Raw genomic sequence first — 22,213 nt, forward strand, 5'->3', positions numbered from 1 at the left:
ATACCAGGCTCAGCCCCTCATGGGAACGAGGTCGCCGATCAGCTCGGGCGAGCGCAGCATCTCCTCGGGCACCCCGAAGGCGTCGACGAGGTCGCCGGCCAGCGGCCGCACCTTGCGGCACAGCGAGGACACCTCGCGGCTGACGGCCTTCGAGCGCTGGATCGAGAGCCGCCCGTGCTCCATGAACCACGCCCGGTCGGCCTCGATGCCCGAGAGCGCGTGCAGGTCGCACAGCAGGCTCAGCGCGACCTTCTGGTCACCGTCGGGCAGCGCCCGCGTCTTCTCGACGAAGGCCTCGAGGACCAGCCGCTCCATGTGCGCACGCGCGGCACCGATGACGTGGTCCTGCACCCGGGAGAACACCACGCCCGGGTCCATCTTGTTGTCGATGCCGCGCTTGAGCCGGCGGGCGGCGCCGCTGATCATGTGCTCCTCGCGGAAGCGGTACATCGCCAGCTGGTACTCCGGGTCCAGCAGCCCGGCCTCCTGGTCCCACTCGTCGCCCCCGGGCAGCAGGTCGCGCACCCGCTCGAGCAGCCCGTGCACCCGGGTCTTCTCGACCACCGTGTCGACGGCCAGCCCGGCGACGAAGCGGACCATGCCGAACTGGTCCATGTCCTGGAAGTCGCTGGCGTAGTCGGTGAGCAGGCCCTTGGCGACCAGCTGGAGCAGGACGTGGTTGTCGCCCTCGAAGGTGGTGAACACGTCGGTGTCGGCCTTGAGCGCGGCGAAGCGGTTCTCGGCGAGGTAGCCGGCGCCGCCGCACGCCTCACGGCACTCCTGGATGGTGCGGGTGCCGTGCCAGGTGCCGAGCGCCTTGGTGCCGGCGGCCCGCGACTCCAGCTCGCGCTGGGTGTGCTCGTCCTCGCGCACGCCGGTGAGGACGTCGTGCAGGCTCGCGGAGAGCACGTCCTGGGCGAAGTGCAGGGCGTAGGTGCGCGCGAGCAGGGGCAGCAGCCGCCGCTGGTGCATGCCGTAGTCGAGGAGCAGCTCCTCCTGCTCACCGCTCGCCTCGAACTGACGGCGCCGCAGGGCGTACTTCACCGCGATCGTCAGCGCGACCTTCGAGGCGTTGATGCCGGCCCCGCCGACGCACACCCGGCCCTGGATCAAGGTGCCGAGCATCGTGAAGAAGCGCCGGTTGGGGTTCTCGATGGCTGACTCGTAGACCCCGGCCGGGGTCACGTCGGCGAAGCGGTTGAGGAGGTTCTCCCGCGGCACGCGCACCTCGTCGAACCACAGCCGTCCGTTGTCCACGCCGTTGAGGCCCATCTTCAGCCCGTCGTCGGCGATGGTCACGCCCGGCGCCGGCACCATCTCGCCCTCGCCGTCGCGCACCCGGATCGGCACGAGGAAGGCGTGCACGCCACGACCCTCGCCGCCCACCTCGAGCTGGGCGAAGACCACCGCCATCTCACCGTGCTCGGCGGCGTTGCCGATGTAGTCCTTGCGGGCGTCCTCGCGGGTCGTGGTGATCACGAACTCCTGGGTCGCCACGTCGTAGGTCGCGACCGTGCCGAGCGCCTGCACGTTGGACCCGTGACCGGTCTCGGTCATGGCGAAGCAGCCCATCAGCTCACCGGTCACGACGCGACGGAGGTACTCCTCGTGGTGCCGCTCGGTGCCCAGCTGCAGGATCGCCCCGCCGAAGAGACCGAACTGCACGCCCACCTTCACCAGCACCGACAGGTCGCCGAAGGCCAGCGTCTCGAACGCGGCGATGGAGGCCCCGATGTCGCCGCCCCCCCCGTACTCCTCGGGGAAGCCCATCCCGGTCTGGCCGGTGCCGGCCATCTCCACGACGATCTCCTTGACCCGCTCGCGGTAGTCCTCGCGCGACAGCGTCTCGGCGTCCTCCAGGACCGAGGAGTACGCCGCCAGGTTGCTGCGCACGAGGTTGCGCACCTCGGCGTACCGGCCGTCGAGCAGCCGGGTCAGCGCGGGCACGTCCACCTCGGGCTGCACGTAGCCGCTGGCGTCGGACGCGTCGGTGGGGGTCACGGTGTCGGTAGCCACACCGTCGAATCTAGCCGTGCGCGCGCATCCGTCCACCCCCCTCGCGGGCGGGGGCGGCCGGGGTCAGTCCCGGGAGACCGGCACCTTCGAGGTGGTGGTCGTGGGGTGCGAGGCCAGCCCGCCGTGGTCGAACTTCTGCCCGGTCGCCAGCCCCGCGACGTAGAAGGAGACGAAGGCGATGGTGATGCCGGCGATGTCGTCGGCGATGTAGTGCCAGCCGAAGTAGAGGGTGGCGACGACGGTGAGGCCGAAGTTGACCCAGAAGACGATCTTGAGCAGCCGGCTCTGCACGGTGAACTGCACCATCAGCGCCCACAGCAGGGAGATGCCGGTGTGCAGGCTCGCGAAGCCGGCGACGGTCTGGGCCTGCCCGTCGCCGAAGCGGAAGTTCTGCCGGGCGTTGACCAGTGCGTTCATCAGGTCGGTGGTGCCGGTGTGCGCCAGGTCGTCGTAGAGCCAGTAGTACTCCAGGCCCGGGCCCAGCGTCGGCAGCGCGTAGTAGGACAGCGTGCCCAGGGTCCACGCGAACCCCTGCGCCGTGACGAACCACCAGCCGTGGGAGATGTTGCGCGCCCACACCAGCCAGACCGTCACCAAGATCGCGACCATCGGGATGAACAGCAGGTAGAACGCGGAGAGGAAGTGCGCCACCACGGTGGTGCCGAGCAGGTCGTGCAGGACCGGCCCGGGCTCGTTGCCGAAGAACAGCGCCCGGTCCAGGAGGTGCAGCTCGCGGTCGTACATCCGGTCGCTGACCAGCGGCAGGAACGACTTGAGGTTGCGGTAGCAGACGTAGATCACGTAGAAGCCGACGATGCCGAGCATCACCAGCAGCAGCCGCTCGCGGGTCCAGTGGCTGCGCAGCCGCTCGCGGCCGATCTCGATCGCCCGCCGCGGGTGGCCCCCGGAGCCCCACAGCGACCGCGGCACCAGGTCCAGGGCGAGGGCGCCGAAGCAGAGGATCGGCAGTCGCAGCCAGGACGGCCCGAGGAAACTGCTCTCGGGGTCGATCAGCCGCTTGTCGAGCACCTCGGCGGTGATGATCGCCCACAGGCCGATCGCGAGCGACGTCGCGACGAGGGCGGAGTAGGCGCGGCGGTACACGGCGGTCAGTCTAGGGGTGGGGGTTCACCTCGACCGGCGTCCGCTCATCCCTCGCCCAGGACTGCGAGCCGGGTCACGTCGACCGCGAGGGTCACGTCCTCCCCCGGGGCGGTACGCCGGTCCAGCGACGTCACCGCGTCGACCACGCCCACTCCGGCCACGTCGACCTCGAGCCGCTGCTGCTCGGGGGTCGACCGCAGCGACACCACCCGCCCCGTGAGGGCACCGGCGTCGTCCACCCGCAGCGCCGAGCGTCGTACGGCGACCGCGGCCGCCCCCGGGGCGCCGGCCGCGGCCAGGACGGCCGCGGCGGCCGGCCCGCGCAGCACCCGCGCGTAGCCGAGGAACAGCGCGGTCCCCGCGTCCACCGGGGAGCGCCAGACCTCGTCGATCGGCCCCTCCTGGACCAGCAGCCCGTCGCGCATCACCGCGAGCCGGTCGGCGACCGTGAAGGCCTCCTCGTGGTCGTGGGTCACCATCACCGCGGTGCTCCCGGAACGCACCAGGATGTCGCGCAGATCGGTCGCGAGCCGCCGCCGCAGACCGGCGTCGAGCGCCGAGAGCGGCTCGTCGAGCAGCAGCAGCCGCGGCTGGTGGGCCAGGCTGCGGGCCAGGGCGACCCGCTGCCGCTCGCCGCCGGACAGGGTGCGTGGCAGCCGGTCTGCGTACCCGTCGAGGCCGACGAGCGCGAGCAGCTCCTCCACGCGGCGCCGCTCCTCGGCCCGGCCCGCACGGCGCAGCCGCAGTGCGTAGCCGACGTTGCGTGCGACCGTGAGGTGGTCGAAGAGCTGGCCGTCCTGGAACATCAGCGCGAAGCCGCGGCGGTGCGTCGGCAGCCGGGAGACGTCCTCGCCGTCCCACGCCACCTCGCCGACGGCCTGCTCGAGGCCGGCCACCCCGCGCAGCAGCGTCGACTTCCCGCACCCCGACGGCCCGAGGACCGCGAGCACCTGCCCGTCGGGCACCTCGAGGGAGACCCCCCGCACCGCGGGCACGTCGTCGTAGGCGACCGACAGGTCGCGGATGGTCAGGGTCATGCCGCCCTCCTCCGTCGTGGGGTCTCGTGGCCGCTCACAGGGCACCCACCGAGGGGACCCGGAGCCGCTCGACCAGCAGCATCACCAGGGCGGTGGTGCCGGCGAGCACCACGGAGGCGGCCATCGCCATCTCGTCGTTGAGCGGGCCGGGCCGGCCGATGAGGCGGAAGATCACGACGGGCAGCGTCGGGTCGTCGGGGCGGGCCAGGAACGACGTGGCGCCGAACTCCCCCAGCGAGACCGCGAACGCGAATCCTCCCGCCGCCAGCAGCGGCCGCCAGGCGACCGGCAGGTCGACGGTGACCAGGGTCCGCACCGGGCCCGCGCCGAGCGACTGCGCGGCCTGGCGCAGCCGGTCGTCGACGCCACCGAGCACCGGCACCAGCGTGCGCACCACCAGGGGCAGCGCCACCAGGGCCTGCGCGAGGGGGATCAGCAGCGGGGAGTCCCGCAGGTCCAGCGGCGGCTCGTCGAGGGTGATGAGGAACCCGAAGCCCAGCGTCACCGCGGAGACCCCCAGCGGCAGCATGAACAGCCCGTCCAGCACCGAGCGCACCCGACGCTCGGTCCGCGAGCGGGAGCGCCGGGTGAGCAGGAGCGCCAGCAGCCCGCCCAGCAGCAGCGCCATCCAGGTCGCGTCGACCGCGGTGCGCAGGGAGGTCACGAGCGCCTCGGTGACGGGCACGACCAGCGCCGTGCCCCCCTGGCCGGGCGCGGTCCCGCGGCCGTCCAGTGCCCGGTAGGCCTCCAGCGACCAGCCGCCGTCGGGGCCGTCGGGCTGCAGCGACCCGGTCACCAGCGCCGCGACCGGGAGCGCCACGAAGGCCAGCAGCAGGCCGGTCACCGCCAGCGGCACGACGTCGGTACGCCGGGGCCGCCGCGGCGGGACGGATCGGCGCGCCACGGTCGGGTCGGGGACGGCCCGCAGCCGGGCGGCCAGCAGCAGCAGCGCGGTCACCGCCAGCAGCTGCACGATCGAGAGCGCCGCCGCCGCCTGCAGGTCCAGGCGCTGCACGGTCAGCAGGTAGATCTCGGTCTCCACCGAGGCGTAGCGCAGCCCGCCGAGGGTCAGCACGACACCGAAGGCGGTGGCGCAGAAGAGGAAGACCACGCTGGCCGAGGACACCACCGCCGGGCGCAGCTGGGGCCAGGTGACGGTGCGGAACACGTGCCCCGGCGAGGCACCGAGGGCCGCCGCCGCCTCGCCCGGCCGGGCGTCCAGGGACTCCCAGGCGGCCCCCACGCCGCGGATCACGACTGCGACGTTGAAGAACACCAGGCCGGCCAGGATCGCCCGCGCGGTGCCGTCCAGGCCGAGGAAGCCCAGCGGGCCCGCCTCACCCAGCAGCTGGCGGAAGGCGACCCCGACGACGACGGTCGGCAGCACGAACGGCACCAGCAGGCAGGCGCGCACCACCCGTCGGCCGGGCCACCGCAGCCGGTACAGCGCGTACGCCGCCGGCAGGCCCAGGGCGACCGCGACCGTGGTCGCGACCGCCGAGGACCACACGGTGAACCACAGCACCCGCCCGGTCCGCGGCCGCCCCAGGACCTCCAGCACGCCGGCCAGGTCCAGGGCCCCGTCGTCGACGAGGCCCCGGGCGACCATCCCGCTCACCGGCAGGACGAAGAAGATGCCCAGCACGACGGCCGGGAGCGCGGCCAGACCCGCCAGGCCCGCGAGCCTGCCGGCGGTCGAGCCGCCCCCCGTCGCCCTGGCTGCCGCCATGCCGGTCGACCCGCTCAGCGGGAGACGATGTCCTGCCACTCGGTCAGCCAGTCGTCCCGGTTCTCGTCGATCTCCGCGGCGTCGACCGCGAGCGGCTGCTCGGGGCGCGGGGCGAACTCGGCCCACGCCTCCGGCAGCCCGGCGCCGTCGGCGACCGGGAAGACGTACATCGAGTCCGGCAGCGCCGCCTGCACCTCGGGCGTCAGCATCCAGTCCACGACCGCCTGCGCGCCGGCGGGGTTCTCCGCACCGGCCAGCACCCCGACGTACTCCACCTGCTCGAAGCAGGTGTCGAGCAGGGCCGCCGTGGTCGTGTCCTCGCCGTCGTCGGTGGTGGTGAAGGCCGGCGAGGAGTCGTAGGACAGCACGATCGGGCGCGCGCCCCCGCCGCCGGCGGTGAAGTCGACGAAGTAGGCGTCCTCCCAGCCGGGGACGACCTTGGCGCCGTTGTCGAGCAGGTCCTCCCAGTAGGAGGGCCAGTCGTCGCCGTACGCCGCGATCGTGGCGAGCAGGAACGCGAAGCCCGGGGAGCTCGTGGTCGCGCCCGAGGTGACGAAGAGGTCCTCGTAGGCCGGGTCGGTGAGGTCCTCGAGCGTCTGCGGCGGCTCGAGGCCCTCCTCGTCGAACCACGCGGTGTCGACGTTGACGCACACGTCGCCGTTGTCGACCGGGGTCAGCACGCCCTCGTCGTCACCGGGCAGCGCGTACTCCTCGACCCCGGCGGGCCACTCGCCGCGGTACGGCGCGAAGACCCCGGCCTCCAGGGCGCGGCCGGCGAAGGTGTTGTCGACGCCGAAGGCGACGTCGCCGAGCGGGTTGTCGACGTTGAGGACCAGCTGGCTGGTCATCGAGCCGGCATCGCCGTTGGCGCGCAGCTCCAGCTCGTAGCCGGTCTCGGCCTCGAAGGCCCGGATGAGCTTCTTCGGCAGGCTGAAGCTGTCGTGGGTCACGAGGACCACGGGGCCGCCGGCCTCCGTGGTGCCGTCACCGGTCGGTCGGTCGGCGGCCTCGTCGTCGCCGGTGCCGACCAGCGAGCACGAGCTGAGCGCGAGCGCGCAGGTGAGGAGGGCAGGAACGGTGGTACGTCGCACGGGACGACTCCCTTCGCCGGTGCTAACCGGAGCAGGTTCGTGAGGGTCTGCGGCTCTCCCGCACTCTCAGCCCGCCCGGCCACCAGCCGCCCGTGCTCCCCTGTCTTGTCGGGGCCACGCTACCGCCCACCCAGCCGCTCCCGACGAACCGGCCCTCCGGTGGTCGAACTGCGAGGAGCGCCAGCGACGAGCGGGCCCCCCGGTGGTCGAGCAGCGAGGAGCGCCAGCGACGAGCGGGCCCTCCGGTGGTCGAGCAGCGAGGAGCGCCAGCGACGAGCGGGCCCTCCGGTGGTCGAGCAGCGAGGAGCGCCAGCGACGAGCGGGCCCCCCGGTGGTCGAGCAGCGAGGAGCGCCAGCGACGAGCGGGCCCCCCGGTGGTCGAGCAGCGAGGAGCGCCAGCGACGAGCGGGCGTCGAGACCACCCATTCGCCCACCCACCGATCTGGTGGGATGGGGGCGTGGCCAGCCTCAGACACGACCTGATCGCCGTCGGCATCCCGAAGATGCGCGGTTCCCTGGAGATCGACTCCGAGGAGAAGGAGCGGGCGCGCATCGAGCGCTGGCACCGCGACATGGGGCGCGACCTGCCCACCAACGCGGTGGTGCGCTTCGACCGGCGGTTCGCGGTCGAGACCCGCCAGGTCGGAGCGGGCACCGCGGGCGGGGAGGGGTTCCCCGTGCACACGATCACCCGCCGGGGCAGCACACCGCGTCGTACCGTGCTCTACCTGCACGGCGGCGGGTACGTCGCGCCGCTGGACCCCTTCCACGTGCGGTACGCCGCCCGGCTGGCCGCCTCGCTGCAGGCCCGCGTCCTCCTCCCGGACTACCCCCTCGCCCCCGGGCACACCTGGGCGGACTCCCACGACGCGCTGGTCGACCTGACCGCGGAGCTGACGGCCGGGGGCCCGACCGTCGTGGCGGGCGACTCTGCCGGGGGCGGGCTGGCCCTCGCGGTGGCCCAGTCCCTGCGCGACCGGGGCGGCCCGCAGCCCACGCACCTGCTGCTGCACTCCCCCTGGGTCGACCTGACGACCTCGACGCCGGCGACCGCGTGGTTCGCCCGGCGCGACCCGTGGCTGCGGATCACCAAGCTGCACGCCTACGCGACCTGGTGGGCGGGGTCGGCCGACGACCTCGGTCGACCCGAGGTCTCCCCGGGGCTGGCCGACCTGTCGGGTCTCCCGCAGGCGCTGATGTTCTGCGGCACCCGCGACCTGCTGGTGCCGGGGTGCCGGCTGCTGGCGCGGCGTGCCGAGGAGGCCGGGTGGGACCTCACCTACGTCGAGGAGCCGGGGCTGATCCACGTCTACCCGTTGGTCTCCTTCATCCCCGAGGCGCGGCGGGCCTGGCGGGCGACCCGGGAGTTCCTGGGCTGATGCACTGCTACACCCACGTCCTGTCCTGGGCGGAGATGGACGCGACCACCGCGCACGACGTGTTCCGGCTGCGTCAGCAGGTCTTCGTCGTCGAGCAGGGCGACCCCTACGACGACCTCGACGGCCGCGACACCGAGCCCGGCACCGTGCACGTGGTGCTCCGCGACGACACCGACGAGGTGGTGGGCGTGGCCCGGGTGCTCGACGACGGCGACGAGTGGCGCGTCGGCCGGGTCGCGCTGGCGCCGCAGGCCCGTGGCCGCGGCCTGTCCGGACCACTGATGACGGCGTGCCTGGAGGTCTGCCAGGGTCGTCCGGTGGTCCTCGCCGCCCAGACGCCCCTCACCGGCTGGTACGCCACGTTCGGCTTCGAGGTGTGCGGCCCGGAGTTCCTCGACGGGTCGATCCCGCACCTGCCCATGGTCAGGGCCGCCGATGGCCGCGCGTAGCCGCGTGCTGGCGGCCTACGCCGCGCTCGCGGTCGCCGACACCTGGCTGGCCGGACGCCTGCCCTCGCGGGGCGTGCGGGCGGCCCGCGCGGTCACGAAGACCGCGCTGGTGCCGACGCTCGCGGCGGCCGTGCCGCCGCGCTCCCCCGCCGTCGCGGTAGGGCTCGCCGGCTCGTGGGCCGGCGACGTCGCGCTCATGGTGGACGGGCCGCGCGCGTTCCGTGCGGGCGTCGCGTCCTTCGCCGTCGCGCACGGCGGGTACGTCGCCGCGCTGGCCCCGCACGTCTCCCGCGACCGACTCCTCGCCAGCCGGCGGGTCCGGCTGATGGCCGGGTCCACCCTCGCCTCCGCCCCGCTGATGGGGCTTGCCGCCCACCGGGTCGACCCGCGCCTGGGGGTGCCCGTGACGGCGTACACGCTCACGGTGGCGTCGATGGCCGCGGTGACCCAGGCGGTCGGGACGGACCCGGCGACGCGACGGCTGCTCGCGGCCGGCGGGGCGGTGTTCCTGGCCTCGGACACCGTGCTCGGCACCCGCGACCTCGTGCTCGCCGGCCGGCCCGACGCCAGCACCCGGTGGATGGAGCGGGTCGTGATGGCGACGTACACCCTCGCGCAGGCGCTGCTGGCGGTGGGGTTCCGGCGGGTGGTCCCGGCGGCTGGAAGGTTCGACTGATGTCAGTCCGACCTTGCGGTGTGCGGTCGAAGGTTCGACCGCCATCCGAGAGGTCTGACCGTCATCAGTCAGACCTTCCGCGGCGCGCTCAGTCCCGGACCGCGGTGTAGCGCACCCCGTCCTCCGCGGGGGTCGCGGTGGCCTGGCCCCGGGCGACGAGCAGGTCGAGGTGGGCCTTGGTCTCCATCGCGGCCATGCCGCGGCTGAAGACGTCGAGGGAGTCGTAGGAGTGCTCGTGACGGGTCCAGCCCAGCGTGCCGGCGACGTCGTGCGCGGTCACCGGCCCACCGGAGAGCGCGGCGAGGCTCTGGGCGAGCCGCTTCTCGTGGTGGGCGACGAGCTCGTCGACCCGGGCGTGGGTGGAGGGCGCGACCGGGCCGTGGGCGGGGAGGATCCGCAGGTCCGGCAGCGAGCGCACCCGGGCCAGCGAACCGAGGAAGTCTCCCAGCGGCTGGTCGGTCGGCGGCACGGTGAACCCGATGGACGGCGTGATCGTCGGCAGCACGTGGTCCCCGGCGAAGAGCACGGCCTCGGCCCGGTCGGCGAAGACGAAGTGGCCCGGGGTGTGGCCGGGGGTGTGCACGGCCTCGAGCGAGCGGTGCCCCACGGAGATGGTGTGGTCGCCGTCCATCCACCGGGTGGGGTACTGCCAGTCCTCCTTGGGCGGGACCTCGTCGTCGCCGCGGCCCGCGGCCCACTCCTCGGCGACGTCCAGCGCGCCGGAGGAGCGGAGCACCGCGAGGAAGGGGCTCTCGGTGATCTGGTCGGCGTTGTTGAGCAGGTCCAGCGCCGGCTCCTCGCCGCGGCCCAACGCCACCTCGGCCCCGACCTCGTGGCCCAGCACGGTGGCCATCGTGAAGTGGTCGCGGTGGACGTGGGTGACCAGGAAGCGGCGGATGTCCCCGAAGCCCGCGCCGATCTGGCGCAGGCAGCGCTCGAGCAGCTCGCGCGCCACCGGGATCGCCCAGCCGCCGTCGATCAGCGTCAGCCCCGTGTCGGTCTCGAGCACGTAGACGTTGATCGCCTTGAGGCCGTCCATCGGCAGCGGCAGCGGGATGCGCCACAGCCCCGGTGCGACCTGCCAGGCACCCTCCGCGGTCCAGTGCTCCCCGGAGTCCGGGGAGACGGCATGGGCGGTGGGGGTGTTCGACAGGCTCACCCGGCGACCCTAGGACACCTGATCAGGCACGGCACCGGCGGTCGGCTCACGCGGTGACGTCGGGGAAGCCGAGGTCGAGCGTCGGCTGCTGGATGCCGCCGTCGATCTCGAGCAGCTTGCCGGTGAGGTACTGCCCCGCCCTCGAGGACAGGTAGAGCACCCCCGCGGCGATGTCGGCCGGCTCACCGACGCGACCCAGCGGTGTCTTGCCCTCGAGCTGTCCCATGAGGTTCGGGTCGCCGGCGACCATCTCCAGGGCGCTGGTCATGATCGAGCCGACGTAGATGCCGTTGACCCGGATTCGCGGCGAGAGGTCCTGGGCGGCCATCTTCGTCCAGTGCGCCAGCGCGGCCTTGGCGGTGCCGTAGGCGACGAAGCCACGGTCCGCGCTGCGCCCCATCGTGGAGCTGACCGTCACCACCGACTTCTGGGCGGCGCTCGCCTCGTCCTCCCCCTCGAGGGTCTTCAGCAGCAGTGGCACCGCGGCCCTGGTGAGCACGTGCGCGGTGCTGACGTTGAAGGAGAAGGCCCGCTCGAGGTAGCCGGGGCTGGTGTCGAGGAAGCCGCGCGGGCCGGTGCCGCCGACGTTGTTGACCACGATGTCGAGTCGACCCAGCTCGTCGTACGCCGTCTGCGCGAGGCCGGCGACCGCGTCGAGGTCGCTGAGGTCGGCCGCGACGCTGACGCAGCGGCGCCCGGTGGCCCGGACCTGCGCGGCGACCTCCTCGAGCTGGGACTCGGTGCGCGCGGAGATCAGCACGTCGGAGCCGGCCTCGGCCAGCGCCACAGCGGTGGCGGCGCCGAGGCCGCGCCCGGCACCGGTGACGACGGCGACCGTGCCCGGCACGCCGAAGCGGTCGAGGATGCTCATCGTGCCTCCCCGGTGGTCGAGCCCGTCGAGCCCGTCGAGCCCGTCGTGCCGGTGTGGCCGGAGCCGGCGACCAGGCCGCGGCCGGTGACCAGCGGCAGGTCCAGCGCGGTGACCAGGCCGGGCTCGGCGGCCACGACGGCGGGCAGCGCGTTGACCAGGCGCTGCGCGGTCGTGATCATGCCGCTGACGTTGTGGTCGCCGTGCTCGCCGTGGTGGACGAAGTCGACGTGCATCATCGGCTCGCCGGTGATCTTGACGCGGTAGCAGCCGTCGGTGCCGACGGGCGGGGAGTCCCAGTCGGGGTCGGACTCGGCGTCGGTGCGTGTGATGTGCTCCAGCACGACACGGGGTACGCCGTCGACCTTGCCGACCACCGCGAAGCGGACCGAGCCCATGGTCCCCTCGGCGACGTCGCCGGAGACGCTGGCGGTGTCACGGGTGGCCGGGCGCCGGTCGACCTCCTCGGTGAGTGGCTCGTCGAGGGTGACACCGAGGCCGGCGGCGATCTGCTTGACCACCGAGCCCCAGGCCATCGTCAGCACGCCCGGGTGCCACAGGAAGCCGAGCTCGTCCATCGGCTTGCCGAAGCCGAAGAGGTCGCCCATGACGACCGGCTGGTAGTAGGTGGAGTAGTCGCAGATCTCCATGACCCGGACCTCGTCGATGCGCTGCGACAGGCTGGTCATGACCAGCGGCAGCACGTCGTTGGCGAAGCCGGGGTCGATGCCGTTGACGTGCAGGCTGGCGTTCCCGCTGCGGCCGGCCTCCTCGATGCGGGTGAGGATCTCGTCGGGGAGGATCCCGTGCGGCCACTGCAGGAGGACCGGGCCGGAGGACACGACGTTGACGCCGTGGCCCAGCATCCAAATGAGGTCCTCGATCGACTCGAAGACCCGGTCGTCGGTCATCGCGGTGTGCACCACGGCGTCGGGGGCCAGTGCCATCAGCGCGTCCCGGTCGGTGGTGGCGGGAACACCGAGCTCGCGGCCGAGCTCGGCCAGGACGCCGGCGTCCTTGCCGTGCTTGTCGGGGTTGGAGACCCAGACGCCGACCAGCTCGAGGTCGGGGTGGGCGTCGACGCCCGCGATCGCGTGCCGACCGATGGTCCCGGTGGACCAGACGACGACCCGCAGCGGCTTCTCGGGGATGACCTGTGACATGGGTCGCAGACTAGAACACGTTCTAGTCATAGGGAAGTGGCTCAGCCGGCGCGCGCTTCCAGGTCGAGCCCCGGACCCGTCTCCAGCACCGCCGACCGCAGCACCGAGACGTCCTGCTTCCCCAGCACCCGGACGTCCAGGTCCGAGATGGCCGGGTCCTCCACCGAGACGTTCCACCCGGTCCACAGGATGATCCGCCCCGTGTGCCCGGCCGCTCGGGCCGCCCGGGCCACGTCGATCCCGGTGCACACGGGCATGTCGAGGTCCAGGACGAGCACGTCGAAACGCGCCCCGCCAACGACGAGGTCGCGCGCGGCGCCCCCGTCCTGGACCGCGGTCACGGCGCAGCCGTGCCGGGCCAGCACCAGGGTGGTCAGGTCGCGCAGGTCGTGGTCGTCCTCCGCCAGCAGCAGTGAGGTCATGTCAGTCTCCGGAGGTCAGTCGCAGGTCGAAGGTCGTGCCGGCGGTCGAGGTGTCGACCAGGGTCAGGTCGCCGCCCATGGCCCGCGCGGACTCACGGGAGACGTGCAGGCCGAGACCGCTGCCCCGGGAGTCCTGCGAGGTGGTCCAGGGCTGGAACAGCCGCTCCCGGATCCCGTCGGAGATCCCCGAGCCGTCGTCACGGATCCGCAGGTGCAGGCCGTCGACGTCTCGGTCGGTCACCACCCACAGCCGGGTCGCGCCCGCGGCGACGGCGTTGCCGGCGAGGTTGGCGAGGATCCGCAGCACCCGCTGCCCATCGGCGCGCACCCGCGCACCGGCCGCCACCTGGGTGGTCAGCTCCAGGCCGCGCGGCCAGACGACGTCGGCGACCAGCGTCGGCACCTCGAGGTCCTCCAGGTGCACCCGCACCCCCGCACCGGTCGACAGTGCGGACCAGTCGAGGAACTCCGCGACCAGGCCGCGCAGCGAGGCCACGCTGCGACCCATGGTGCCGGTGATCTCGGACGGCAGGTCCGCGATGCCCAGCGACCCCAGCAGCTCCAGCGCGTTGGCGATCGTGGCCAGTGGCGTCTGCATGTCGTGGGAGACCCCGGCGAGCATGGTCTCGCGGTCCCGGCGGCGCTGCCTCTCCCGCCGCAGCGCCGAGAGCTCCAGGTGCGCGCGAACGCGGGCCACCAGCTCCTCGCGGGAGAAGGGCTTGGCGACGTAGTCGTCCGCGCCCCGCGCCAGGCCACTCACCGCTGCCTCGCTGCCGGCGCGCGCCGAGAGCAGCAGGACCGGGAGGTCGGGTCGGTCCCGCGACTCACGGATCGCAGCCACCAGGCCCTCGCCGTCCAGTCGCGGCATCATCACGTCGCTGACCACCAGGTCGACGTGCTCTCGGGCGAGGACGCCGAGGGCGTCCTGTCCGTCGCTGGCCTCCAGGACGCGCCCGACCTGCGCCAGCGACGCGGCGACGTGCTGACGCATCGCCAGGTTGTCGTCGACCACCAGCACGACCGGCCCGTCGTCCTGCGCCGACCGCGACGCGACCCCGAGGGCGCCACCCGCCGGCACCAGGTCGAGGGCCTTGGCCCGCACCCCGGCGAGCCGGTTGGCGCTGGGCGCCGCGGTGCCGCCGTCCTCGGTCCCCCGGACCGGGAGCCGCACCGTCATCGTGGTCCCCGCGCCGGGCTCCGACTCCAGCCCCAGCTGGCCACCCAGGGCGGCGACGGAGTCGGCGACGATCGCGAGCCCGACGCCGGCACCCTCGATGTTGCGTCCCTCGTGGGCCCGCACCCGGTGGAACCGCTGGAAGACCAGGGGCTGCTGGGACTCCGGGATGCCGATGCCGGTGTCACGCACCGTCAGCACCAGCTGCTCGCCGAGCTCCAGGTCGACGTGCACGGACCCCTCGAGGGTGTACTTCACGGCGTTGCTGACGAGGTTGAGGACCACGTTCTCCCACAGGCGTACGTCGAGCAGGCACGTCCCCGAGCCGCGAGGGGTCCAGGTCATGGTCAGCCCGGCCCGCTCGCCCGCTTCGAGCAGCGGCGCGACGAGTCGGGCGGTGAGGTCCTGCACCTGGACGGGCTCGGGGTGGACCGTCAGTCGACCGCCGTCGGCACGGGAGACCTCCAGCAGGTCCTCCACCATCGCGAGCAGGCGCTGGCACTGTGCGTCGAGCCGCACGACAGCCGCCCGGTCCAAGACGTCAACCCGCCCCGTCAGCACGTCCTGGAGCGGGCCGAGCAGCAGGGTGAGCGGCGTGCGCAGCTCGTGGCTCATCGTCGACAGGAAGTGCGACTTGGCCGTGCTGAGCTCGGTGAGGGCCTGCGCCCGCTCGGCCTCCAGCTGGCGCGCCCGGGCGGCCTCGAGACGTTGACCGACGTGCTGCGAGAGCTGCTCGAGGAAGCGGCGGTGCGGGTCGTCGAGGGGCCGGCGCTCCGGCAGCCGGAGCTCGAGGATGTCCCTGGCCCGGTCGTCGCCCGAGCCCTCGACGGGCTCGACGGGCTCGACGGGCTCGCGCTGGGGGGCGACGGCGTGGCTGGGTCGATGGGCCCCCCCAAGTCCCAGCCACGCCGTCCGACCGGCTCCCAGGAAGGTCGGGCCCTCCACCGAGGTGGGAGCCTCGGGGAGCGGACCCGGCTCACCGAACGTCGCGACCACACGGGTCACGCCGTCCTCCGTCAGCCACACTCGGCCGCCGGGGAGCTCGCTGGGATGCCGGTCGAGGGCGGCCGCGATGCCAGCGGCCGCCGTCTCGGGGTCGGACGCCGCCACGGCGCCGACGTCGTTGAGGATCTCCAGGCGCCGCGCGCCCAGGACCTCGGGGGTGGTCATGGAGAGGACGGCGAGGACGCCGCCGGGCTGGTCGCCGTCGGGCACCGGCGAGTAGGAGAAGGTGAAGAAGCACTCCTCCGGCCCGTTGCCCCGCTCGAGGACCAGCGGGAGGTTCTCGTCCCAGGTGGCCTCGGCGCCGCGCAGCACGGCGTCCTGCATCGGCCCGATCGCGTCCCAGATCTCGGGGAACTGCTCGGCCAGGGGGCTACCCAGGGCTGTCGGGTGCTTGTCACCCAGCACCGGCACGTAGGCGTCGTTGTAGAGCATGACGAACTGCTCGCCCCAGGTCAGCGTCATGGGGTACTTGCTGCGCAGGACCATGCTCACGGAGGTCCTGAGCACGGCCGGCCACCGGGCGGGCGCACCGAGGACGCTGTCCTCCCACGGGTGCGAGCGCATCCGCGCGGCCATCTCACCGGCGCACGCGAACACCGGGTCGTGGGTCCACGGGGTCCCGTCGTCGTACGAGCCTGCGCGGGGGTCCACGACGGGCACGTCGACCGACGTGTCGGCCACGTCAGGGTCGAGGCGGGATCCCGCGGATGGAGGCATGGCCCCACCGTCCCCCGGCGACACGACGTCGCGCGAGGGACCTCACGCCTTCTTCATGCGCCCCCGGAAGAGCCTCACACCGGCAGTGCGTCCCGGACCGGGCAGCGGGTCCCGGAGTAGATCGTCGGCATGCACCGGTTGCAGTGGATGCACACGCCGGCGGCGGCCTGTCCGGCGGTGAGCCGGTTCACCAGGTCCGGCTCGCGCAGCACGGCGCGACCCATGGCCACGAAGTCGAAGCCGTCGCTCATCGCCTGCTGCATCGTCTCGAGTCGGTTGATGCCGCCGAGGAGCATCAGCGGCAGGGAGACGGCCTCGCGCACCTCGAGGGCCTTGGGCCGGAAGTAGGCCTCCTCGAAGGGGTACTCCTTGAGGAAGGAGCGGCCGACCGGCGTCCGCATGCCCCAGCGCACGGGCAGAGGCATCGACGCCGCGAACTCGTCGGCCGGCACGTCGCCGCGGAAGAGGTACATCGGGTTCATCAGCGAGGAGCCGCCCGAGAGCTGGACGGCGTCGAGCGTGCCGTCCTCCTCCAGCAGCCGCAGCAGCTGGATCGACTCACGCAGGGTGACCCCGCCCTTGAAGCCGTCGGACAACGACACCTTCGCGGTCACCGCGACGGCGTCGCCCACCTCCTCACGCACCGCGCGGGCGACCTGGCGGGCCAGGCGGGCCCGGTGCTCCAGAGGCCCTCCCCAGCGATCCTTGCGGCGATTGAGGCCGGGCGCGAGGAAGGAGCTGATGAGGTAGGAGTGCGCCATGTGCAGCTCGAGCACGTCGAAGCCCGCGCGCACCAGCGTGCGGGCCGTCGCGACGTAGGCACCGGTCACCCGGGTCAGGTCGGCCTCGGTGGCACTGCGCACCATCTGCATCGACAACGGGCTCGGCATCCGGCTGGCGGCCAGCGCGTGGACGCCGTTGGAGCGCCCGTTGGCGACCGGCCCGGCGTGACCGACCTGCCCTGCGATCGCGGCCCCGGTCGCCTTGACCGCCTCGGCCATCCGCGCCAGCCCGCCCTCGGTGTCGGGTCCGACGACGACCTGCTCGCGGTGCGTGCGGCCCTCCGGCGCCACCGCGAGGTAGGCCACCGTGGTCAGCCCGATGCCGCCCTCGGCCACCGCGAGGTGGTAGTCGATCAGCTCCTGGGTCACCTGGCCGTGCGGCGTACGGCCCTCGAAGGTGGCGGCCTTGACCGTGCGGTTGCGCAGCGCCACCGGCCCGAGCGAGGCCGGTGCGAGGACGTCGGGGGTGCTCACCCGTTGATGGTAGCCCCGTTCTAGAACGTGTTCTCGTTTCAAGGCTGGATCGGGGTACTCCGCAGGAAATCGCACCCTCAGCGTGCGCTGAGGGTGCGATGGGATGCGGACTACCCCCACCGGACGCGATCATCGTCGCGTGGCCCCCGCCGATCCCATCGACCCCGAGGGACTGGTGGCTCGGCTGCGCGCGGCAGGGTGCGTGTACGCCGAGGAGGAGGCCGCCCTGCTGAGCGACGCCGCCACGGGCGAGGACCTGGAGTCGCTCGTGGTGCGGCGGGTCGCCGGGGAGCCGCTCGAGGTGCTCCTCGGCTGGGTGGGCTTCGAGGGCGTGCGGGTGCGCACGGCGCCCGGTGTCTTCGTCCCCCGTGCGCGCAGCGGCCTGCTGGTCCGCCTCGCCCTCGCCGCCCTGCAGTCCCGGTGCGACCCGGTCGTGGTCGACCTCGGCTGCGGCACCGGTGCTCTCGGGGCGGTCGTGGCCCACCGGCGCCCCGACGCCGAGGTGCACGCCGCGGACCTCGACCCCGCCGCGGTCGACTGCGCGCGCCGCAACCTGCCGGCCGACCGGGTGCACCGGGGAGACCTCTACGACGCGCTGCCGGCGGGCCTGCGCGGGCGCGTGGACGTCCTGCTCGCCAACGCGCCGTACGTCCCGACCGACCATGTGGCGCTCATGCCCGCGGAGGCGCGCCTGCACGAGCCGCGCGCGGCCCTCGACGGCGGGCCCGACGGCCTCGCCGTCCAGCGCCGGGTCGCGGCCGGCGCCGCGCAGTGGCTCGCGCCCACCGGCGTACTCCTGCTGGAGACCGGACGAGCCCAGTCACCCTCCACCCTCGCCCTGCTGCGCGACGCCGGCCTCGACGCGGCGCTGCACACCGACGACGCCCTCGACGCGACGGCGGCGGTCGGTCGCCGACCCAGGGGCGTCGACGCGGGATACTGACCCCGATGGAGCCGACCCGTGACCCGATCCGCGAGGCGCACCGCCAGTGGGTGGCGCACGGCTGGGGCGACGCCGCGGACGCCATGGCCCTGGTCACCTCCGTCACGCGCGCCCAGCAGCTGCTCGCCGAGCGGGTGGAGCGCGCCCTGCGGCCGCACGGGCTGACCTTCGCCCGCTTCGAGGTCCTGCGCCTGCTCTCCTTCACCCGCGACCGCGCGCTGCCCATGACGCGCCTCGGCTCGCTGCTCCAGGTCCACCCGGCCTCGGTCACCAGCGCCGTCGACCGGCTCGAGGCCCAGGGGTTCGTACGCCGGCAGCGACGCAGCGAGGACCGCCGGGTCGTCCACGCCGAGCTCACCGAGGCCGGCGCCGCGACCGTCGACGCGGCCACCGTCGACCTCAACGCGGTCTTCACCGCCCTCGGCTCGGACCTCGGCGACGACACCGTCCGCGACCTGACCCGCCTCCTCGGCACGCTCCGCGCCGGCGCCGGCGACCGCGTCGACGGCGACTGACCCCTCCCCCTCCCCACCCCTCAAGGCCCCGCGCATCCCCGCCGAACCGGCGTATTGATACGCCGGCTCGACCCGCACGCCCCGCCGAACCGGCGTGCCCCGCCCCGCGGACCGGCCTCGACGGCCCGCCGTGACCGGGCTTACACTCGGACAGAGATAGTTGGACATCCAAGCATCTGCCGATGGAGAACCCCGTGAGCACCGACCGCCCCAGCCTGCACGTCCCCCAGCACCCGGTCCGCCTGGTCACCGCGAGCAGCCTCTTCGACGGCCACGACGCCTCGATCAACATCATGCGGCGGATCTTCCAGAGCCAGGGCTGCGAGGTGATCCACCTCGGCCACAACCGCTCGGTCCAGGAGGTCGTGGACGCGGCGCTGGAGGAGGACGTCCAGGGCGTGGCGGTGTCGTCCTACCAGGGCGGGCACGTGGAGTACTTCGAGTACCTCGTGGAGCTGCTGCGCGCGGCCGGGGCCGGTCACGTGAAGGTCGTCGGGGGCGGCGGCGGCGTGATCGTCCACGACGAGATCAGCCGGCTGCGGGCCTCGGGCGTCACGATCTTCTCCCCCGAGGACGGCCAGCGTCTCGGCCTGCCGGGCATGGTCAACACCGTCGTGGCCGACTGCGACACCGACCTGTGGGACCTGCGCCCCGTCACCGCCGAGCAGGTGCTGGCCGGCGAGCGGTCGGCGGTCGCGCGCGCGATCACCGGCGCCGAGCTCGGCCGCCTCGACGACGACACGCGCGCCGAGCTGCGCGCGGCCGCCGAGCGCAGCCACGCGCCGGTCCTCGGGCTCACCGGCACGGGCGGCTCGGGCAAGTCCAGCCTCACCGACGAGATCGTCCGCCGCTTCCGCGTCGACCAGCAGGACAAGCTGCGCGTGGCCGTCGTGGCCGTCGACCCGACCCGGCGCAAGGGCGGCGGGGCCCTGCTCGGCGACCGGATCCGGATGAACTCCCTCGACCTGCCCGGCCACGACCGGGACCGGGTCTACTTCCGCAGCCTGGCCACCCGCGGCGCCCACGAGATCCCCGAGCACCTCGAGGACGTCATCACCGTCCTCAAGGCGGCCGGCTTCGACCTCGTCGTCGTCGAGACGCCCGGCATCGGTCAGGGCGACGCCGCGATCGTGCCGTTCGTCGACACCTCGATGTACGTCATGACGCCGGAGTTCGGCGCCGCCTCGCAGCTGGAGAAGATCGACATGCTCGACTTCGCCGACGTCGTGGCGATCAACAAGTTCGAGCGGCGCGGGGCCGCCGACGCGCTGCGCGACGTGGGCCGCCAGCTGGTCCGCAACCGCGAGGCCTTCGGCAAGCAGCCCTCCGACATGCCGGTCTTCGGCACCTCGGCGGCCACCTTCAACGACGACGGCGTCACCGCGCTCTACCAGCACCTGCGAGGCCTGCTCGCCGCCCAGGGTCTCCCGGTCGCCGAGGGCGCGCTGACGCCCGTCGACGTCAAGCACTCCAGCGGCATCCGGGCGGTCGTCCCCCAGGAACGGGTGCGCTACCTCGCCGAGGTCGTCGAGACCGTCCGCGGCTACCACGCGCGCACCGAGGAGCTCGTCGAGCAGGCCCGCCGCGCCCAGCGGCTGGCCGACGTCGCGGCCGAGCTGGAGTCCGCGGGGGCGGACGCCGGCGGCGTACCGGCGCTCCTCGAGGACGCCCGCCGCACCCTGGACCCCACGGTCGCCGACCAGCTCGAGCAGTGGCCGTCGCTCGTCGAGGAGTACGCCGCGGTGCCGGGCCGCGAGTCCCTCTCCGGCAACCGGGTCCCCAAGGTCGCCGTGCCGCGGTACGCCGACCACGGCGAGCTGGTGCGCTTCTGGCGCCGGGAGAACCTCCCGGGCCGCTTCCCCTTCACCGCCGGCGTCTTCCCGTTCAAGCGCGAGGGCGAGGACCCGGCCCGGATGTTCGCCGGCGAGGGCGACCCCGCCCGCACCAACCGCCGCTTCAAGCTGCTCAGCGAGGGCAACGAGGCGACCCGCCTCTCGACCGCCTTCGACTCGGTGACGCTCTACGGCCGCGACCCCGACGAGCGCCCCGACATCTACGGCAAGGTCGGCACCTCGGGCGTGAGCGTCGCGACGCTGGAGGACATGAAGCAGCTCTACGACGGCTTCGACCTGCTCGCCCCCACCACCAGCGTGTCCATGACGATCAACGGCCCGGCCCCCACCGTGCTGGCCTTCTTCCTCAACACCGTCATGGACCAGGCCCGCGAGCGCGGCATCGAGCCGGCCGAGGCCCTGCAGACCGTGCGCGGCACCGTGCAGGCCGACATCCTCAAGGAGGACCAGGGGCAGAACACCTGCCTGTTCTCCACCGAGTTCAGCCTGCGGATGATGGCCGACATCCAGGAGTGGTTCATCGCCCAGCGGGTGCGCAACTTCTACTCGGTGTCGATCTCCGGCTACCACATCGCCGAGGCCGGGGCGAACCCCATCAGCCAGCTCGCCTTCACCCTCGCCAACGGGTTCACCTACGTCGAGGCCTACCTCGCGCGCGGCATGGACATCGACGACTTCGCGCCCAACCTGTCGTTCTTCTTCTCCAACGGCATGGACCCGGAGTACTCCGTGATCGGCCGCGTCGCCCGCCGGATCTGGGCGGTGGCGATGAAGGAGAGGTACGGCGCGGGCGAGCGCTCCCAGAAGCTGAAGTACCACGTGCAGACGAGCGGTCGGTCCCTGCACGCGCAGGAGATGGACTTCAACGACATCCGCACCACCCTGCAGGCGCTCATCGCGATCTACGACAACGCCAACTCCCTGCACACCAACGCCTACGACGAGGCCGTGACCACCCCGAGCACCGAGTCGGTGCGACGGGCGCTGGCGATCCAGCTGATCATCAACCGCGAGTGGGGCCTGGCGATGAACGAGAACCCGCTCCAGGGCTCCTTCATCATCGACGAGCTCACCGACCTCGTGGAGGAGGCGGTGCTGCGGGAGTTCGAGGCGATCAACGAGCGCGGCGGGGTGCTCGGCGCGATGGAGACCGGCTACCAGCGCGGGCGGATCCAGGACGAGTCGATGCTCTACGAGCACCGCAAGCACGACGGGTCGCTGCCGATCATCGGCGTCAACACCTTCCTCAAGCCCGGCGGCGACGACGCCACCCCCGAGCACGTCGAGCTCTCCCGGGCCACCGAGTCGGAGAAGGAGTCGCAGCTGCGTCGGGTCCGCGACTTCACCCGCAACCACGAGCAGGAGGCCACCGAGGCGCTGGCGCGCCTGAAGGAGGCGGCCGCCTCCCCCGACGAGAACGTCTTCGCCGTGCTCATGGACGCCGCGCGGGTCTGCTCGCTGGGCCAGGTCACCGAGGCGTTCTTCGAGGTCGGCGGCCAGTACCGCCGCAACGTCTGAGGTGCTCCCGGGCGGAGCCCGGGAGCAACCCGAAGAGGTCGAGCGAGCCCCGCGACCGAGGGACGAGGTCGCGACGGGCGGGTCGAGACCTTGGCCCAGGTGATCGAGCAGCCGAGGAGCGCCAGCGACGAGGCGGGCG

General features: G+C 73.2%; 17 protein-coding genes. 6 read left to right on the forward strand and 11 right to left on the reverse strand.

Annotated elements, in window-relative coordinates:
• Positions 1-9: 9 nt before the first annotated feature.
• The 5 genes from BKA05_RS15930 to BKA05_RS15950 all read right to left on the reverse strand — a co-directional run bounded on the left by BKA05_RS15930 (position 10) and on the right by BKA05_RS15950 (position 6,977).
• Positions 10-2,016 (reverse strand): acyl-CoA dehydrogenase family protein, encoded by a 2,007-nt coding sequence (locus tag BKA05_RS15930; protein WP_343045706.1) that lies wholly within the window; start codon positions 2,014-2,016, stop codon positions 10-12.
• Positions 2,017-2,079: 63 nt separating this feature from the next.
• Entirely contained in the window at positions 2,080-3,120 is a 1,041-nt protein-coding gene (locus tag BKA05_RS15935; RefSeq protein ID WP_343045707.1) for a phosphatase PAP2 family protein, read from the reverse strand.
• A gap of 44 nt (positions 3,121-3,164) precedes the next feature.
• Positions 3,165-4,157: an ABC transporter ATP-binding protein gene (locus BKA05_RS15940; protein WP_179532304.1), complete on the reverse strand. Its 993-nt coding sequence runs from the start codon at positions 4,155-4,157 to the stop codon at positions 3,165-3,167.
• A 34-nt stretch (positions 4,158-4,191) separates the two neighbouring features.
• The gene (locus BKA05_RS15945; RefSeq protein ID WP_179532305.1) at positions 4,192-5,886 is read right to left on the reverse strand and encodes an ABC transporter permease; all 1,695 of its coding nucleotides are present in this window, start codon (positions 5,884-5,886) and stop codon (positions 4,192-4,194) included.
• A 14-nt stretch (positions 5,887-5,900) separates the two neighbouring features.
• Complete coding sequence (locus BKA05_RS15950; protein WP_179532306.1) at positions 5,901-6,977, reverse strand: thiamine ABC transporter substrate-binding protein; 1,077 nt, start codon at positions 6,975-6,977, stop codon at positions 5,901-5,903.
• A 458-nt stretch (positions 6,978-7,435) separates the two neighbouring features.
• Here BKA05_RS15950 and BKA05_RS15955 point away from each other — a divergent pair, with 458 nt between their 5' ends.
• The 3 genes from BKA05_RS15955 to BKA05_RS15965 are packed head-to-tail and all read left to right on the forward strand — an operon-like array spanning position 7,436 to position 9,481.
• Complete coding sequence (locus BKA05_RS15955; RefSeq protein ID WP_179532307.1) at positions 7,436-8,356, forward strand: alpha/beta hydrolase fold domain-containing protein; 921 nt, start codon at positions 7,436-7,438, stop codon at positions 8,354-8,356.
• Positions 8,356-8,805, forward strand: coding sequence for a GNAT family N-acetyltransferase (locus BKA05_RS15960; RefSeq protein WP_179532308.1), 450 nt, complete (start codon positions 8,356-8,358; stop codon positions 8,803-8,805). The genes BKA05_RS15955 and BKA05_RS15960 overlap by 1 nt, the downstream gene beginning before the upstream one ends.
• Positions 8,792-9,481 (forward strand): lysoplasmalogenase, encoded by a 690-nt coding sequence (locus BKA05_RS15965; protein ID WP_179532309.1) that lies wholly within the window; start codon positions 8,792-8,794, stop codon positions 9,479-9,481. The genes BKA05_RS15960 and BKA05_RS15965 overlap by 14 nt, the downstream gene beginning before the upstream one ends.
• Positions 9,482-9,569: 88 nt before the next feature.
• Here BKA05_RS15965 and BKA05_RS15970 read toward each other — a convergent pair whose 3' ends face one another.
• From BKA05_RS15970 to BKA05_RS15995, 6 genes are all read right to left on the reverse strand, one after another.
• Complete coding sequence (locus BKA05_RS15970; protein WP_179532310.1) at positions 9,570-10,640, reverse strand: MBL fold metallo-hydrolase; 1,071 nt, start codon at positions 10,638-10,640, stop codon at positions 9,570-9,572.
• Positions 10,641-10,686: 46 nt separating this feature from the next.
• Complete coding sequence (locus tag BKA05_RS15975) at positions 10,687-11,511, reverse strand: SDR family oxidoreductase (RefSeq protein WP_179532311.1); 825 nt, start codon at positions 11,509-11,511, stop codon at positions 10,687-10,689.
• The gene (locus BKA05_RS15980; RefSeq protein WP_179532312.1) at positions 11,508-12,671 is read right to left on the reverse strand and encodes an NAD(P)H-dependent amine dehydrogenase family protein; all 1,164 of its coding nucleotides are present in this window, start codon (positions 12,669-12,671) and stop codon (positions 11,508-11,510) included. The genes BKA05_RS15975 and BKA05_RS15980 overlap by 4 nt, the downstream gene beginning before the upstream one ends.
• A gap of 41 nt (positions 12,672-12,712) precedes the next feature.
• A complete protein-coding gene (locus BKA05_RS15985) occupies positions 12,713-13,093 on the reverse strand; it encodes a response regulator (protein ID WP_179532313.1) in 381 nt (126 codons plus the stop codon).
• Position 13,094: 1 nt separating this feature from the next.
• On the reverse strand, positions 13,095-15,989 hold the full coding sequence (locus BKA05_RS15990; RefSeq protein ID WP_179532314.1) for an ATP-binding response regulator: 2,895 nt from the start codon (positions 15,987-15,989) through the stop codon (positions 13,095-13,097).
• A 74-nt stretch (positions 15,990-16,063) separates the two neighbouring features.
• Positions 16,064-17,245, reverse strand: a complete 1,182-nt coding sequence (locus BKA05_RS15995; protein WP_179532315.1) for an oxidoreductase — start codon at positions 17,243-17,245, stop codon at positions 16,064-16,066.
• A gap of 139 nt (positions 17,246-17,384) precedes the next feature.
• Here BKA05_RS15995 and BKA05_RS16000 point away from each other — a divergent pair, with 139 nt between their 5' ends.
• From BKA05_RS16000 to icmF, 3 genes are all read left to right on the forward strand, one after another.
• A complete protein-coding gene (locus BKA05_RS16000; RefSeq protein WP_343045708.1) occupies positions 17,385-18,188 on the forward strand; it encodes a putative protein N(5)-glutamine methyltransferase in 804 nt (267 codons plus the stop codon).
• Between the two features lie 5 nt (positions 18,189-18,193).
• Positions 18,194-18,703, forward strand: a complete 510-nt coding sequence (locus BKA05_RS16005) for a MarR family winged helix-turn-helix transcriptional regulator (protein WP_179532317.1) — start codon at positions 18,194-18,196, stop codon at positions 18,701-18,703.
• A gap of 182 nt (positions 18,704-18,885) precedes the next feature.
• A complete protein-coding gene (gene icmF / locus BKA05_RS16010; protein WP_179532318.1) occupies positions 18,886-22,074 on the forward strand; it encodes a fused isobutyryl-CoA mutase/GTPase IcmF in 3,189 nt (1,062 codons plus the stop codon).
• The last annotated feature ends 139 nt before the right edge of the window (positions 22,075-22,213 follow it).

Origin of the sequence: Nocardioides marinus, from assembly GCF_013408145.1 — a bacterium.
Taxonomy (GTDB): Bacteria; Actinomycetota; Actinomycetes; order Propionibacteriales; family Nocardioidaceae; genus Nocardioides; species Nocardioides marinus.